Raw genomic sequence first — 14,093 nt, 5'->3', positions numbered from 1 at the left:
CTGAGCCGTTCACACGAACGCCCGTACCGTGACGCCCGCTTCCTCCAGCGCGGCCCGCACCCGGCGCGCGAGGGCCGCCGCGCCCGGGGTGTCCCCGTGGACGCAGAGCGAGCGCGCCGAGACGGGTATCCGGCTGCCGTCCACCCCGGTCACCGTCCGCTCGACGGCCATGCCGACGCTCCGGCGTACGACGTCGTCCGGGTCGTGCACCACCGCGCCCGGTTCACCGCGCGGGACGAGGGTGCCCTGCGGGGTGTACGCGCGGTCGGCGAAGGCCTCCTCCACTGCGGGCAGTCCGGCCTCGGCCGCGTGGGCGAGGAGCCGGGATCCGGGCAGCCCGAGCACCGCCAGATGGCCGCCCGCGAGCCGGACGCCCGCGATGACGGCGGCGGCCTGGACGTCGTCCCGGACGGCCCGGTTGTAGAGCGCGCCGTGCGGCTTGACGTACGAGACGGCGGACCCGGCGGCCTCCGCGAACACCCGCAGCGCGCCTATCTGGTAGGCGATCTCGGCGGTCAGCTCGGCGGGCGGCACGTCCATCGGCCGCCGCCCGAAGCCGGCCAGGTCCCGGTAGGAGACCTGCGCCCCGATCCGTACCCCGCCGGCCGCCGCCGCGTCGCAGACCCGCCGCATCACGGAGGCGTCGCCCGCGTGGAAGCCGCAGGCCACGTTGGCACTCGTGACGCAGGCGAGGAGCGCGTCGTCGTCGGTCAGGGTCCAGTTGCCGAAGCCCTCGCCGAGGTCCGCGTTGAGATCCATCATCACGGGCGCACGGTAGTGACCGTTCACGGGGGCGACAAGGGGTGGTCCGGGGGCCGGACGGGCGCGGCCCCACGTCCTGGAGCCGCCCGCCCCGGAGTCGTCCCGTCGCCCTAGAGTCGTCCCATGACGGACAGCCCGCGCCCGCACGACGCCACTTCCCGCGACGCCGATTCCGGCGAGACCGCTTCCGGCGAGACCGCTTCCCGATCCCATGAGGCCGTTTCCCGCGACGCCGCTCTCCGCGACCGCTGGCACGACACGCTGCTGGCCGCGCGCGCCGGGGCGGACGGCCCCGATCCGCTGCCGTACGCCGAGAACCTCCTCGCCCGCTGGGCCGAACCGCAGCGCCGCTACCACACGACCGCCCACCTGATCACCGTCCTGGACGGCATCGACGCCCTGGCCGGGTACGCCGACGACGTGCACGCGGTACGCCTCGCCGCCTGGTTCCACGACGCGGTGTACCGGCCCGACCGGACGGAGAACGAGGAGCGCAGCGCCGCCCTCGCCGAGCGCGCGCTGCCCGAGGCGGGGGTGCCGGAGGCAACGGTGGCGGAGGTCGCCCGGCTGGTCCGCCTCACCGTCACGCACGACCCGGCGGACGGCGACCGCAACGGCGAGGTGCTGTGCGACGCCGACCTCGCGATCCTGGCGGGCGGCCCGCAGGAGTACGCGGCATACGCGGCCCAGGTCAGGGAGGAGTACGGATTCGTCCCGGACGAGGCGTTCCGGGAGGGCCGGGCGGCGGTGCTGCGGCAACTCCTGGACCTGCCCCGGCTGTTCCGTACCCCGTACGGCGCGGCGGAGTGGGAGACGCGGGCCCGGCACAACCTGGCGACGGAACTGGACCTGCTGACGTCGTCCGGCACCGGCTGACCACAGCCCCGGGGGCAGAGGCCGGGGCCGGGGCCGGCGAATGTTCCGGTTCGTTCACGGTGCCGTCCCGGTCGGGCCCTGGCCCGACCGGTGAAGCCGAGCGGCGGCTAACGTCTCCCATCGCAGATGCACACACTCTGCAAAGGCAACCCGTTCCGCTCACGCTCATCTTTCCGCTCACGCTCATCTTTCGCTCACGTTCGACTTTCCACTCATACAAACTCCACGGGGGTACGGCGAAATGTCCAAGGGATACGGCACGACGGTCGGCAGATCTTCCCGGCGGCGCATTCTGCGACTGGCCGGGGGTGGAATCGCGATGGCGGCGCTCGGAGCCGGACTGACCGGCTGCGACGACGACCTCGCGGCCGGCGGCGACGGCAGCACGCCGCCGCCCGGCGCTTCCACCGAGGACGGCCGTGCGCCCGAGGACGGCCGGGCCCCCGAGCCGCTGTGGACGAAAACGACGTCGGCGCAGACCTTCGGGGACAACGACGAACTCGTGGCCGTGGACGGTGTGGTGATCGCGAGCGGCGACCCGCTCGCCGCCCTCGACACGGCGAGCGGTGATGAGCGGTGGTCGCTGCCGGACGGCGCGGTCCCCGGTGCGCCGCTGCTGCTCGGCGACGGCACCCTGTACCTGGCCAGCGGCACGTACGACGGCAACGTCATCGGTTACACGCCGGCGTCCGGCAAGGAGACCTGGCGCAGCCACCTCGGCAAGGAGTACCGGCAGCCGAGGCCGGTCGCGGTGGACGCGGAGCAGGTGTACGTCATCGCCGAGATCCTTGAGGCCGACCACTCGTCCCGCACCAACGTGATCGCCGCGCTGAACAGCGGCACGGGCAAGGTCGTCTGGAAGGAGCAGCGCGACCTCGGTACCCAGCAGAACGGTGTGCACGCCGTCGTGCGGGGCCGCTACCTCGTCTACACCGACTTCAAGAAGAACCTCACCGTCCGCGACACCGCCACCGGCCGGCAGGTGTGGACGCACAAGACGACGAAGACGAGCTACGGCCCCTTCGCCGTCCACCAGGACCTGGTGATCGTCCCGCAGGGGCAGCGGCTCCAGGCGTTCGCCCTGTCCGACGGTTCCGAGAAGTGGTCCGTGGAGACCGAGCGGTACACCTCCTTCCGGGAGCCGAGCCTGGTGGAGGACGTGCTCTACATCGCGGACAGCGGCCGGACGCTGTGGGCCGTCGAGCCGGGGACCGGCAAGAAGATCTGGCAGTCCACGGCCCTCAAGGACGCGGGCGCGCAGGTGCCGCGACAGTTCGTCAAGGCGGGCGGCACCCTCTACGGGGCCACCGGCCTGGACAAGCAGGGCGGCGTCCACGCCTTCGACGCGAAGACCGGCGCCCTGCGCTGGACGTTCAACGACGAGTCCGGCGACTACCACGCGTGGCTGATCGCCACCGACGGCAAGCGCGTCTTCGCCCTGCACGGCAAGAAGCTGCACGCCCTTCCCGCGTAACGGGGGCGTCGTACGGGCGCGCCCCCGTGTTCCCCGGTGCCCGGTGCGGGGAATGCGGGGGCGTTCGCCGGCGTTGGGACGAGTCATGCCCGACTCTCCCTCCCGCCGCGCTCCCATGCCGCTGGCCGTATACATTCTCGGCCTCTCGGTCTTCGCCCTCGGCACCAGCGAGTTCATGCTGTCGGGCCTGCTCCCGCCGATCGCCGACGACATGAACGTGTCGATCCCGCAGGCCGGGCTCCTCATATCCGCGTTCGCGATCGGCATGGTGGTCGGCGCCCCGCTGCTGGCCGTCGCCACGCTGCGGCTGCCGCGCCGCACCACGCTGATCGCGCTGATCTCGGTGTTCGGCCTCGGCCAGATCGCCGGTGCGCTGGCCCCGACGTACGAGATCCTCTTCGTCTCCCGGGTGGTGAGCGCGCTCGCCTGTGCGGGCTTCTGGGCGGTCGGCGCGGCCGTGGCCATCGCGATGGTCCCGGTGAACGCGCGGGCGCGGGCGATGGCCGTGATGATCGGCGGCCTGTCCGTCGCGAACGTGCTGGGCGTACCGCTGGGGGCCTTCCTCGGCGAGCACCTCGGCTGGCGTTCGGCGTTCTGGGCGGTCGGCGCGGCATCGGCGGTGGCCCTGGTCGGCGTCGCCACGCGCATTCCGCACATTCCGCTGCCCGAGAAGAAGCCCGAACTGAAGCGGGAGCTGGCGATCTACCGGGACCGGCAGGTCTGGCTGGCCATCGTGATCACCGCGCTCGCGGCGGGCGGGGTGTTCTGCGCGTTCAGCTACCTGGCGCCGCTGCTCACGGACGTGGCGGGCCTCGGCTCGGGCTGGGTGCCGTGGATCCTCGGCCTGTTCGGGGTGGGTGCGCTGATCGGTACGGTGATCGGCGGCCGGGTCGCGGACGCGCACCTCTTCGGGGTGCTGCTGAGCGGAATCACGGCGTCCACGGTGTTCCTGGTGGCGCTGGCGCTGTTCGCCTCCAGCCAGATCGCGGTCGTCGCGCTGGCGTTCCTGCTGGGCCTGTCCGCCTTCTTCACCGCCCCCGCGCTGAACGCCCGGATGTTCAACGTGGCCGGGGCCGCCCCGACGCTGGCCGGAGCCACCACGACGGCGGCGTTCAACCTGGGCAACACGAGCGGCCCGTGGCTCGGCGGCACGGTGATCGACCTGGACTTCGGCTTCGCGTCCACGGCCTGGGCGGGCGCGGCGATGACGGTCCTGGCCCTGGCGGCGGTGGGGGTGGCGCTGCACCTCCAGCGCGACGGCGGTGGCGGGGGCGTCCGGTCGCGCTCGCGGCTGATCGCGAAGAGCGCGGCGGGCCCTAGGCCGGCGCCGGCCGCCCCTTCGGCCTCCGGAGCCCCGCGGCCGTAAGGCGCCGGACCAGCTCCTTGGAGCCGATCTCCCGCGCCCCGGCCCGTACGGCGTCCGCGTAGTGCGACTCCGGTACGTCGTAGTGATCGCGTTCGAAGGCGCGCGGCGGGCAGCCGATCGCGGCGGCGAAGGCGTGCAGCTCCTCGAACGACGCATCGCTGACCAGGTGCGACCAGAGGCGGCCGTGTCCGGGCCAGGTGGGCGGGTCGATATAGAGCGTCACCGCCGCAGCACCCCGCCCAGCGCCCCCACCGGCGCCACCGCCACGGCCGCTTTGGTGCACACCCAGTGCGGGTCGGGCCCCAGCTCCGGCTCCACGTCGAGCGCGTGCGGCTCCTCGTCGGCGCACACGGGGCACAGCGGCCACCGCCCGTACCGCTCCAGCAGCGCGTCCTGAACGTCCTGGGCGACCAGCCCGGCCACGAACTCCGCGCCCTCGGGCCACTGCTCCACCCACCACCGCCGGTGGGACACCGCGTCCTCGACCAGCGAGACGATGTCCGCCTCGGCGACATCGCCCGCCACCAGGTCGGCCATGACGAGCGCGCGGGCGGCGTGCAGGGACTGCTCCAGGGTGTTCAACTCCATGCCCCCATTGTGCGCCCGGCGCGAGGGAGCCACCCTCCTGAGTCACCGCCAGAGGCAGCTGAGGCACCGCCAGAGGCAGCGACCAGAGAAGGAAAGAAGGGTTGACGGACCCCCGGGCTGAAAATATCTTTCAGATGTGACCCGTGACGTGAAGGAAATTTCCAGCGGCGAATCCCCGCCGGCCCCCGCGGCCCTCGCCGCCAAGGTCCGGACCCTCGCCCCCTCCATGACCCGTTCGATGCAGCTGGTCGCCGAAGCCGTGGCGGGCGACCCGGCCGGCTGCGCCGCCCTCACCGTCACCGGTCTCGCCGAGCTCACCGGCACCAGCGAAGCCACCGTCGTCCGCACCGCACGGCTCCTCGGCTACCCCGGCTACCGGGATCTGCGCCTCGCGCTGGCCGGCCTCGCCGCGCACCAGGAGTCCGGCCGGGCCCCCGCCGTCACCGCCGACATCGCGGTGGACGACCCGATCGCCGACGTGGTCGCCAAGCTCGCCCACGACGAGCAGCAGACCCTTGCCGACACGGCCGCCGGGCTCGACACCGTACAGCTGGGGGCCGCCGTCGCCGCCGCATCCACCGCCCGTCGCATCGACGTCTACGGCGTCGGGGCGTCCTCCCTCGTCGGTCAGGACCTGGCGCAGAAGCTGCTCCGGATCGGCCTGATCGCCCACGCCCACACGGATCCGCACCTGGCGGTGACCAACGCCGTGCAACTGCGCAGCGGGGACGTGGCCATCGCGATCACGCACTCCGGCTCCACCGGCGACGTCATCGAACCGCTGCGGGTCGCCTTCGACCGGGGGGCGACCACGATCGCGATCACCGGTCGGCCCGACGGGCCCGTAACGCAGTACGCGGACCATGTGCTGACCACGTCCACCGCGCGCGAGAGCGAGCTGCGCCCCGCCGCCATGTCGAGCCGCACGAGCCAGCTGCTCGTCGTGGACTGCCTGTTCATAGGCGTCGCGCAGCGGACGTACGAGACCGCCGCGCCCGCCCTGGCCGCCTCCTACGAGGCCCTCGCCCACCGGCACAACCCCCGCAGCCGCTGACCGCCCCGGAACGGGCCGTGCACCACCCGTACGCGTACGCGACCGAGAAAGCAGAGCCGCTCCCCATGACCTCTCCCACCGGCACCACTGACACCACCAGCACCCCTGACACCACCGGCACCACCGGCACCACGGGCACCACCGGCACCACCGAGAGCTACGGCGAGCTCCGCGCCCAGCTGGCCACCCTCACCACCGAGGCGTTCCGCCCCGAGCTGGCCGAGATCGACCGGCTGGCCACCCAGGAGATCGCGCGGATCATGAACGGCGAGGACGCCACCGTCCCGGCCGCCGTCGCCGAGCGGCTGCCGCAGATCGCCGCGGCCGTCGACGCCACCGCCGAGCGCATGGCCCGGGGCGGCCGGCTGATCTACGCGGGCGCGGGCACGGCGGGCCGCCTCGGGGTGCTGGACGCCAGCGAGTGCCCGCCCACGTTCAACACCGACCCGTCCGAGGTCATCGGCCTGATCGCGGGCGGCCCCTCCGCCATGGTCACGGCCGTCGAGGGCGCGGAGGACAGCAAGGAGCTGGCCGCCGCCGACCTGGACGCGCTGAAGCTGAGCGCCGACGACACGGTGGTCGGTATCTCCGCCTCCGGCCGCACTCCGTACGCGATCGGCGCGGTCGAGCACGCCCGCGCGCAGGGCGCCCTGACCATCGGGCTCTCCTGCAACGCGGACTCCGCGCTCGGCGCCGCCGCCGAACACCCCCTGGAGATCGTCACCGGCCCCGAGCTGCTCACCGGCTCGACCCGGCTGAAGGCGGGCACGGCCCAGAAGCTCGTCCTCAACATGATCTCGACGATCACGATGATCCGGCTCGGCAAGACGTACGGGAATCTCATGGTCGACGTCCGCGCCTCCAACGAGAAGCTGCGCGCCCGCTCCCGGCACATCGTGTCCCTGGCCACCGGCGCGTCCGACGCCGAGATCGAGGCCGCGCTCGCCGCCACCGACGGCGAGGTGAAGCACGCGATCCTCGCCATCCTCGGCGGGGTCGACGGCCCCACCGCCACCCGGCTCCTGACCGAGTCCGACGGCCACCTCCGCGCCGCCCTCGGGGCCGTACGCACCACCTGACCCACCCCGGGCACCCCATATCCCCGGGCACCCTCCCCCCGCACAGCGAGGCACCCTGCACCATGGCCGCAGAAGACAAGAACCGCGCCACCGCCGCCGCGATCCTTCCGCTCGTCGGCGGCGCCGCGAACGTCAGCTCCATCGCCCACTGCATGACCCGGCTCCGCCTCGGTCTGCACGACCGGTCCCGCGTCGACGACGAGGCGCTGAAGGCCCTGCCCGCCGTGCTGGGCGTCGTCGAGGACGACACGTACCAGATCGTGCTGGGTCCGGGCACGGTCGCCCGGGTCACGCCGGAGTTCGAGCGGCTGGTGGAGGAGGCCCGCGAGGCGTCACCGGCTCCCGCTGCCGTGTCGGCCGAGGAACTGGCGGTGCGGGGCGCGGCGATCAGGGCACAGCGGAAGGCGAGGAACGCGACCCCGTTCAAGCTGTTCCTGCGCCGCATCGCCGACATCTTCGTGCCGCTGATCCCGGCTCTCATCGGCTGCGGGATCATCGCGGGCCTCAACGGCCTGCTGATCAACCTGGAGTGGCTGCCCGCCGTCACGCCCGCGCTGGCGGCGATGGCGTCCGGCTTCATGGCGCTGATCGCGGTGTTCGTGGGCTACAACACGGCGAAGGAGTTCGGCGGTACGCCGGTCCTGGGCGGTGCGGTGGCGGCGATCATCGTCTTCCCGGGCGTCGCGGACATCGACGCCTTCGGCCAGACCCTCTCCCCCGGCCAGGGCGGTGTGCTCGGTGCGCTGGGCGCGGCGGTCCTCGCGGTGTACGTGGAGAAGTGGTGCCGCCGGTGGGTGCCGGAGGCGCTGGACGTCCTGGTCACCCCGACCCTGACGGTGCTGGTCTCCGGCCTGGTGACCATCTTCGGCCTGATGTACGTGGCCGGTGAGGTGTCGTCCGCGATCGGTACGTTCGCCAACTGGCTGCTGGCCAACGGCGGCGCGGGCGCGGGCTTCGTGCTGGGCGGCCTGTTCCTGCCCCTGGTCATGCTGGGCCTGCACCAGGCGCTGATCCCGATCCACACCACGCTGATCGAGCAGCAGGGCTACACGGTCCTGCTCCCGATCCTGGCGATGGCCGGGGCGGGCCAGGTGGGCGCGGCGACGGCCGTCTACTTCCGCCTCCCCCGCAACGAGTCGATCCGCCGCACCATCAGGTCCGCGCTCCCGGCGGGCCTGCTGGGCGTCGGCGAGCCCCTGATCTACGGCGTCTCGCTGCCGCTGGGCCGCCCGTTCGTCACGGCGTGCGTGGGCGGCGCGTTCGGCGGCGGCTTCGTCGGTCTGTTCAGCCAGCTCGGCGACACGGTCGGCTCGACGGCCATCGGCCCGTCCGGCTGGGCCCTGTTCCCGCTCCTGGACGGCAACCACAGCCAGGGCCCGACGCTCGCGGTCTACGCGGGCGGCCTGCTCACCGGCTATGTCGCCGGTTTCGCCGCGACGTACTTCTTCGGCTTCGGCAAGGACCTGCTGACCGAGTTCAACGTCTCCCAGGAGCCGGTCCCGTCCACCGTCGCCGCCACGGGCGGCACGCACCCGGCACCGGACGCGGGAGCGCCGGGCGGGCCCGGGGGCCCCGACCCGGACTCCCCGGCGAAGGCCCGGACGGGAGTCTGAACCTCCGAGCCCCGACCGGCCCCGTGCTCATCGCGGCAGGGTCGGGGCCGACCAGGGCTCGGCGGGGGCGGCGGTCCTCGCCGGACCCTTGACCAGCAGCCCGCCGAGCAGGGCGGCGACGGCCAGGACCCCGGCCGACCCGTAGAAGAGTGCGGGGTTGTTGAACGACAGCTGGAGCATCCCCCCGCCGAGCAGCGCGAACGCGAGCTCACCACCCATGTGCTGGTTCACCATGACCAGACCGCCCCGGCCGCCGGAGTCGTGCGCGGCGACGCCGTCGGTGATGGCCGAGTAGAGCACCGTACCGGCCATGCCCAGGCCGACGGCGATACAGACCATGCTGGGGATGGTGCTGGAGAGGGCTTCCTGGGCCGACTGGATGATCAGCACCCCGACCGCCGCGAGCAGCAGACCCGGCACGAGCAGGACGCGGGGCCCGATGCGGGGCAGCAGCCGCGCCGAGACGGCCAGGGAGCCGATGAGGAACGCGCCCGTCATGCCCAGGAAGGCGGCGAGCGACGCCGACAGGGAGACGGATCTCAGGAACTCCCCGAGGAACGAGACCACGGGCGTCAGCGCGAGCGTGGTCAGGAACAGGGTGAGCGAGGCGCCGAGGCTGTCGCGGGTCCTGGTCGCGTACGTCGGCAGGATCGGGCTCGCCGCCCTCGACTGCTGCCAGGCGAAAGCGGCCAGCAGGACGATGCCGAGGACGGGAACCATCAGAGGCTCTCCCCAGGCGCTCCATCCGCCCACCAGCTGAGCCAGGCCGAAGACGACGGCCCCGACCCCGAGTGTGCTCAGCAGCGCGCCGGGTCCGTCGAAGCGGGCCGGAGTACGGCCGCCCCGGTCGCGGACCAGGGCGGCGGTGCCGGTGAGGGCGACGAGGGCGAGCCCGGCCACGACGTACAGGGAAAGGCGCCAGTTCAGCAGATCGGTGAGCGGCATGGCGATGATCAGGGCCAGTGCGATACCTCCGAGGCCGGCCGCGGAGTAGATCCCGAAGGCCCTCCCGCGTTCCTTCGGCCCGGTGAACTGGGCGGCGACCAGGCCGAACGAGGCCGGGGCGATCAGGGCGGCGAAGACACCCCGCAGGACGAGGCTCCAGACCAGTGCGTCGCCTCCGGCGGCCGTGGCGCCGACCACGGCCGCCACCGCGAACCCGGTCAGACCGATGAGCAGCGTCGCCCTGCGGCCGATGAGATCCGCGATGTGCCCGCCGACGAGCAGCAGCGAACAGAAGGCCAGGGCATAGCCGACGTAGATCTGGTCCAGGTCGTAGGTGGCGAATTCCAGGTCCTCGACGGCCCAGTACAGCAGCGCGGGCGTGCTCGCCGCGTGGACCAGCACGACCAGTTGCGCGAAGGTGGCCATCGCCAGGCCCCACCAGCGCCGGGGGTTCGGCGCGACACCGTCGCCCGCCGGAGCGACCGTCGGCGCGTAAGGGTTCGGAGCGGCGTACGGGCTCGGGGCCGCGTTCGGGTTCGGAGCGTGCGGGGGCGGTGGCGTGGCGGGCGGCAGGGGGTAGGAGGTCGGCTCGGGCCGGGCGTCCGGGTGAGCGGGCCGTGCCCGCGGGTCGGACTGCGCACCCCGCGCGCGCGGGTCGGGCTGCGCACCGCGTACCTCCGGTGCGAAGTCCAGCAGCTCCGCCGCCTTCCGCCCGAGTTGCGCCAGCACCGAACCCGGCAGCCACTCCCCGGGCCGGTCCGTCGCCGTGCGCTCGATCACCTGGGCCGTGGTGGGCCGCCGGGCCGGTTCCTTGTGCAGGCAGGCGCGTACGAGGTCCAGCAGGGAGTCCGGTACGCCGGTCAGATCGGGTTCTTCCTCGGCGATCCGGAACAGGTGCGCGTTGAGCCCGGTGTCCGTGGCGCCGAAGAGGAGGCGTCCGGTGGCGGCGTGGACGAGGACCGCACCGAGGCAGAACAGGTCGTTGGCGGGAGTGAGTTCGTGGCCCCTCACCTGTTCCGGCGACATGAAACCGGGGGAGCCGATCAGCATGCCGGTGCGGGTCAGGAGGCTGTCGCCGCCGACGCTGTCCAGCGCCCGTGCGATGCCGAAGTCGATGACGCGGGGGCCGTCGACCGTCACCAGTACGTTCGACGGTTTGAGGTCGCGGTGGATCAGGCCGGCGTCGTGTACGGCCTGGAGGGCGAGGGCGAGGCGGTTGGCCAGGGTGTGGACCGAGTGCTCGGGGAGCGGGCCGAAGTCCCTGCCGACCACGGTGGTCAGGTCCGGGCCCGGGATGTACTGGGTAGCCACCCAGGGCGTCGCCGCCTCGGTGTCGGCGTCGAGCACGGCGGCCGTCCAGTCGCCGCCCACCCGCCGGGCGGCGGCGACCTCACGGGCGAACCGCCTGCGGAATTCGGGGTGCTGGGCGTGCTCGGCCTGCACGACCTTCACCGCGACCGTGCGGCCGAGGTCGGACCGGCCGAGATAGACCAGGCCCATTCCGCCCTCGCCGAGCCGGGCGATCAGACGGTAGGGGCCGATGTGGGCGGGGTCCTGCCCCGTCAGCTGTTCCACGGTGGCGGGATCAGTCGTTCAGATGGGGGCTGAGATGGCGGCACAGCTTCATGAAGAGGTCGAGGTTGGGAATCCGGAACACATCCGCGTGCTCCGGCGCCTTCGACCTCCTCTGAGGACCGTTGAAGACCAGGGAACCGCTGTGCAGGCCGACTTCGATGACCTCCGGCCAGGTCGCCGAGCGCCTCTTGTCCGAGACGCCGTCCCGGTCGACCGTGTAGGGGCCGAAGCCGACCGACTCCCCCTGCTGGATGCGCGCGATCGTCCCGGCCAGCTGGGCGTGGGTGACGCGCCCCTGGATGTGTTCGCCCCAGATGAACGGATAGAGGAACGAGGCGCCGTTCTCCCACGAGGTGATCCCGAGAGCCTTCTTGTCGGACGGGAAGAGAGGGGGCCTGCCCAGCCCTATGTTCAGAGCGTTCCCCGCCGGGTCGATCAGCGTCGAACAGGCATCCGACGCAGTGCCGTTGACGGTCCTGCGGTACTGGAGGACGCGCACGGTCCCCCAGTCGTACGCGGCCGTGACGCCGGTCGGCGCCGTCATGACCAGGCCGCCCGTGAAGAAGTAGAGCCGCCAGTCCCGCCACTTCTTCCACCCGAAGCCCTGCTTCGTCGCGAACGTATCGATCCAGTCGCCCAGGCCGCGCCGGGCGGCGAGCGCGGCAGCGGACTCGGACGGACGCTCGGTACGGATGTGCTCGATCTGGTCCTTGGTCATGCGACGGTCCCCCCGGCAGGCTGCGGAGCCCCTAAGGTAGTACAACTATCCAAGGCGCCGGTAGGAGTTGCCGACAGGAGTTGCCGGGAAGAAGCGGCGGACTTCCGGGGCCGCATACGCCCCCGCCGGCGGGGGGCCGGCCCCGGGGAGAGGCCGGGTCCACCGCGCGTACCTGACCGCCGCGCGCACCTGACCACCTCGCGCACCTGACCACGGCCCACCGGCCCCCGCACCTCACCGCGGCAGCTGCCCCTGCCTGTTGATCTCCGTCACCCGGGCCCGCAGCACCACACCCGGCGACGCCGGCCGCACCGCCTCCGGCGGGCAGTCCCACTCCGGCCCGCCACCGGGCGGCCGCAGCCGCACGTTCGGTCCGGACCGGCCCGCCACCCGGCCGACCCGCCCGTCCCGCTCGTCCACCGCGAACGACCCCGGCTCGGGCGTACACGGCTCACCCACCTCACCCGTCATGACCGCTCTCCTTCTCCGCCAGCACCTCGCACAGCCGCAACGCGGTGTCGATGTTGCAACGGCCCAGGTCGACCAGGGGCGTCGGTTCGTCACCCGCACACGAGACCGGATCGATCCGCAGGGACGGCAGCTTCACTCCGCGTTCCGCGAGCCCTTCCCTCAGCTGCTCCACGGCGTGCTCCGCCGTCCGTACGCGGTCCGCCGCCGCCCTGCGCCGCTCCATCGCTTCCATGCCGCACACCTTCCACTCTGAGTGATGGCCATGCATACCCAGCGTGTCCAACGCGCAGTTGGCCCGGAAGAGGCGCAGTTACGGCAACCGCTCCATCGCCACCGATGGTCGCGGCCGCCCCCGGCCCTCTCCTGGGAGCGCTCTCAGCGTTGTCGGCGCCCGGCGCTAGGCTGTAGACGATCCGGCGGCGACACCGAGCACGCACACAGCACCACACGCACTCCCTGCGCATCCCCACGCACCGGCCCGCGTATCGCCGCCCCCGTCGACGAGGAGCGACCGCCTTGCCCGAGCAGTCCCCCGGGTCCCGGCCCACCCTGGAAGCCGTCGCGGCACGCGCGGGGGTGTCCCGGGCCACCGCCTCGCGGGTCGTCAACGGGGGCGAAGGCGTCCGCAAGCCGCTGGTGGACAAGGTGCTCCGGGCGGTCGATGAGCTGGGCTACATCCCGAACCACGCGGCCAGGACGCTGGTGACCCGGCGGACGGGAGCGGTGGCCGTCGTCATCGCCGAGCCGGAGATACGGTTCTTCTCCGACCCCTTCTTCTCCCAGCAGATCCGGGGCATCAGCAAGGAACTGACCGCCCACGACACCCAGCTCGTCCTGCTCCTGGTGGAGGGGCCCGGCGACTTCGACCGGATCGCGCGGTATCTGTCCGGCGGACACGTCGACGGGGCGCTCGCCTTCTCTCTGCACACCGACGACCCGCTGCCCGCGATCACCCGGCGGGCGGGGATTCCCACGGTGTACGGGGGCCGGCCCGGCTGGACCGCCGACCCGGGCGACCAGGCCGTTCCCTATGTGGACGCGGACAACCGGGGCGGGGCGCGGCTGGCCGTGCGGTATCTGAAGGATCTCGGGCGGAAGCGGATCGCGCACATCGGCGGACCGCCCGACCAGACCTCGGCGGTGGACCGGCTGGACGGCTACCGGGACGTCCTGCTGGACGTGGACCCCGCCCTGGTCGCCGAGGGCGCGTTCACCGTGGAGAGCGGGGCGCGGGCGATGGCGGAGCTGCTGGAGCGGCGGCCCGACCTGGACGCGGTGTTCGTCGCGAACGACCTGATGGCGTCGGGTGCGTTGCGCGTCCTGCGGGAGCGCGGGGTGGCCGTGCCGGAGCAGGTGGCGATCGTCGGGTTCGACGACATGGACTCGGTGGCCGGGACGACCGATCCGCCGCTGACCACGGTGAAACAGGACATCGAGGGCCAGGGCCGGCTGATGGCCCGGCTGCTGCTGCGCCGCCTGGACCGGGACCGTACGGGCAGCGGCCCGGCACCCGACTCGGTGATCACCCCGACCACGCTGGTACGGCGGGCCTCCGCCTGAGGACCAGAGGAC

The 14,093-nt window shown here is 72.8% G+C and carries 14 protein-coding genes; 7 read left to right on the top strand and 7 right to left on the bottom strand.

Going from position 1 to position 14,093, the window contains the following annotated elements; all coding sequences use genetic code 11:
* Nucleotides 1-9: 9 nt before the first annotated feature.
* Nucleotides 10-759: a LamB/YcsF family protein gene (locus ACGF2Y_RS17625; protein WP_392948210.1), complete on the bottom strand. Its 750-nt coding sequence runs from the start codon at nucleotides 757-759 to the stop codon at nucleotides 10-12.
* Between the two features lie 126 nt (nucleotides 760-885).
* Between ACGF2Y_RS17625 and ACGF2Y_RS17620 the strand changes: the two genes are divergently transcribed.
* The 3 genes from ACGF2Y_RS17620 to ACGF2Y_RS17610 all read left to right on the top strand — a co-directional run bounded on the left by ACGF2Y_RS17620 (nucleotide 886) and on the right by ACGF2Y_RS17610 (nucleotide 4,478).
* Nucleotides 886-1,638: a hypothetical protein gene (locus tag ACGF2Y_RS17620; RefSeq protein WP_392947913.1), complete on the top strand. Its 753-nt coding sequence runs from the start codon at nucleotides 886-888 to the stop codon at nucleotides 1,636-1,638.
* Between the two features lie 241 nt (nucleotides 1,639-1,879).
* Entirely contained in the window at nucleotides 1,880-3,112 is a 1,233-nt protein-coding gene (locus ACGF2Y_RS17615) for a PQQ-binding-like beta-propeller repeat protein (protein WP_392947911.1), read from the top strand.
* A gap of 115 nt (nucleotides 3,113-3,227) precedes the next feature.
* The gene (locus ACGF2Y_RS17610; RefSeq protein ID WP_392948207.1) at nucleotides 3,228-4,478 is read left to right on the top strand and encodes a Cmx/CmrA family chloramphenicol efflux MFS transporter; all 1,251 of its coding nucleotides are present in this window, start codon (nucleotides 3,228-3,230) and stop codon (nucleotides 4,476-4,478) included.
* Here the strand turns inward: ACGF2Y_RS17610 and ACGF2Y_RS17605 are convergent.
* Both ACGF2Y_RS17605 and ACGF2Y_RS17600 read right to left on the bottom strand, forming a co-directional pair.
* A complete protein-coding gene (locus tag ACGF2Y_RS17605) occupies nucleotides 4,429-4,701 on the bottom strand; it encodes a DUF4031 domain-containing protein (RefSeq protein WP_392947909.1) in 273 nt (90 codons plus the stop codon). The genes ACGF2Y_RS17610 and ACGF2Y_RS17605 overlap by 50 nt on opposite strands.
* Nucleotides 4,698-5,066: a hypothetical protein gene (locus tag ACGF2Y_RS17600; protein ID WP_392947907.1), complete on the bottom strand. Its 369-nt coding sequence runs from the start codon at nucleotides 5,064-5,066 to the stop codon at nucleotides 4,698-4,700. Before ACGF2Y_RS17600 ends, ACGF2Y_RS17605 begins: the two co-directional genes overlap by 4 nt.
* 136 nt (nucleotides 5,067-5,202) lie before the next feature.
* On the opposite strand from ACGF2Y_RS17600, the gene ACGF2Y_RS17595 reads away from it, so the two are divergent.
* From ACGF2Y_RS17595 to ACGF2Y_RS17585, 3 genes are all read left to right on the top strand, one after another.
* On the top strand, nucleotides 5,203-6,120 hold the full coding sequence (locus ACGF2Y_RS17595) for a MurR/RpiR family transcriptional regulator (RefSeq protein WP_392947905.1): 918 nt from the start codon (nucleotides 5,203-5,205) through the stop codon (nucleotides 6,118-6,120).
* Between the two features lie 65 nt (nucleotides 6,121-6,185).
* Nucleotides 6,186-7,199 carry an N-acetylmuramic acid 6-phosphate etherase gene (gene murQ, locus ACGF2Y_RS17590; RefSeq protein WP_392947903.1) on the top strand — a complete coding sequence of 338 codons (1,014 nt, stop codon included), beginning with the start codon at nucleotides 6,186-6,188 and terminating at the stop codon, nucleotides 7,197-7,199.
* 62 nt (nucleotides 7,200-7,261) lie between these two features.
* On the top strand, nucleotides 7,262-8,812 hold the full coding sequence (locus ACGF2Y_RS17585) for a PTS transporter subunit EIIC (RefSeq protein WP_392947901.1): 1,551 nt from the start codon (nucleotides 7,262-7,264) through the stop codon (nucleotides 8,810-8,812).
* Between the two features lie 27 nt (nucleotides 8,813-8,839).
* Here ACGF2Y_RS17585 and ACGF2Y_RS17580 read toward each other — a convergent pair whose 3' ends face one another.
* The 4 genes from ACGF2Y_RS17580 to ACGF2Y_RS17565 all read right to left on the bottom strand — a co-directional run bounded on the left by ACGF2Y_RS17580 (nucleotide 8,840) and on the right by ACGF2Y_RS17565 (nucleotide 12,753).
* Entirely contained in the window at nucleotides 8,840-11,332 is a 2,493-nt protein-coding gene (locus ACGF2Y_RS17580) for a bifunctional serine/threonine protein kinase/MFS transporter (RefSeq protein ID WP_392947898.1), read from the bottom strand.
* Between the two features lie 10 nt (nucleotides 11,333-11,342).
* Nucleotides 11,343-12,050, bottom strand: coding sequence for a DUF6585 family protein (locus ACGF2Y_RS17575; protein ID WP_392947895.1), 708 nt, complete (start codon nucleotides 12,048-12,050; stop codon nucleotides 11,343-11,345).
* A gap of 234 nt (nucleotides 12,051-12,284) precedes the next feature.
* Nucleotides 12,285-12,521 carry a hypothetical protein gene (locus tag ACGF2Y_RS17570; protein ID WP_392947892.1) on the bottom strand — a complete coding sequence of 79 codons (237 nt, stop codon included), beginning with the start codon at nucleotides 12,519-12,521 and terminating at the stop codon, nucleotides 12,285-12,287.
* Nucleotides 12,511-12,753 carry a hypothetical protein gene (locus tag ACGF2Y_RS17565; RefSeq protein ID WP_392947890.1) on the bottom strand — a complete coding sequence of 81 codons (243 nt, stop codon included), beginning with the start codon at nucleotides 12,751-12,753 and terminating at the stop codon, nucleotides 12,511-12,513. Before ACGF2Y_RS17565 ends, ACGF2Y_RS17570 begins: the two co-directional genes overlap by 11 nt.
* 284 nt (nucleotides 12,754-13,037) lie before the next feature.
* Between ACGF2Y_RS17565 and ACGF2Y_RS17560 the strand changes: the two genes are divergently transcribed.
* Nucleotides 13,038-14,081 carry a LacI family DNA-binding transcriptional regulator gene (locus ACGF2Y_RS17560; protein WP_392947887.1) on the top strand — a complete coding sequence of 348 codons (1,044 nt, stop codon included), beginning with the start codon at nucleotides 13,038-13,040 and terminating at the stop codon, nucleotides 14,079-14,081.
* The last annotated feature ends 12 nt before the right edge of the window (nucleotides 14,082-14,093 follow it).

This window comes from Streptomyces sp. NPDC048142 (assembly GCF_043202835.1).
In the GTDB taxonomy this organism is placed as follows: domain Bacteria; phylum Actinomycetota; class Actinomycetes; order Streptomycetales; family Streptomycetaceae; genus Streptomyces.
Note: the sequence above shows the minus strand (reverse complement) of the source record. Positions and strands in the feature narration are given on the sequence as shown.

Bases quoted from the DNA above. Each gene is read 5' to 3' on its own strand.
- ACGF2Y_RS17625 (WP_392948210.1), bottom strand. From the start codon at position 759: ATGGATCTCAACGCGGACCTCGGCGAGGGCTTCGGCAACTGGACCCTG.
- ACGF2Y_RS17620 (WP_392947913.1), top strand. From the start codon at position 886: ATGACGGACAGCCCGCGCCCGCACGACGCCACTTCCCGCGACGCCGAT.
- ACGF2Y_RS17615 (WP_392947911.1), top strand. From the start codon at position 1,880: ATGTCCAAGGGATACGGCACGACGGTCGGCAGATCTTCCCGGCGGCGC.
- ACGF2Y_RS17610 (WP_392948207.1), top strand. From the start codon at position 3,228: ATGCCGCTGGCCGTATACATTCTCGGCCTCTCGGTCTTCGCCCTCGGC.
- ACGF2Y_RS17600 (WP_392947907.1), bottom strand. From the start codon at position 5,066: ATGGAGTTGAACACCCTGGAGCAGTCCCTGCACGCCGCCCGCGCGCTC.
- murQ (WP_392947903.1), top strand. From the start codon at position 6,186: ATGACCTCTCCCACCGGCACCACTGACACCACCAGCACCCCTGACACC.
- ACGF2Y_RS17585 (WP_392947901.1), top strand. From the start codon at position 7,262: ATGGCCGCAGAAGACAAGAACCGCGCCACCGCCGCCGCGATCCTTCCG.
- ACGF2Y_RS17575 (WP_392947895.1), bottom strand. From the start codon at position 12,050: ATGACCAAGGACCAGATCGAGCACATCCGTACCGAGCGTCCGTCCGAG.
- ACGF2Y_RS17570 (WP_392947892.1), bottom strand. From the start codon at position 12,521: ATGACGGGTGAGGTGGGTGAGCCGTGTACGCCCGAGCCGGGGTCGTTC.
- ACGF2Y_RS17565 (WP_392947890.1), bottom strand. From the start codon at position 12,753: ATGGAAGCGATGGAGCGGCGCAGGGCGGCGGCGGACCGCGTACGGACG.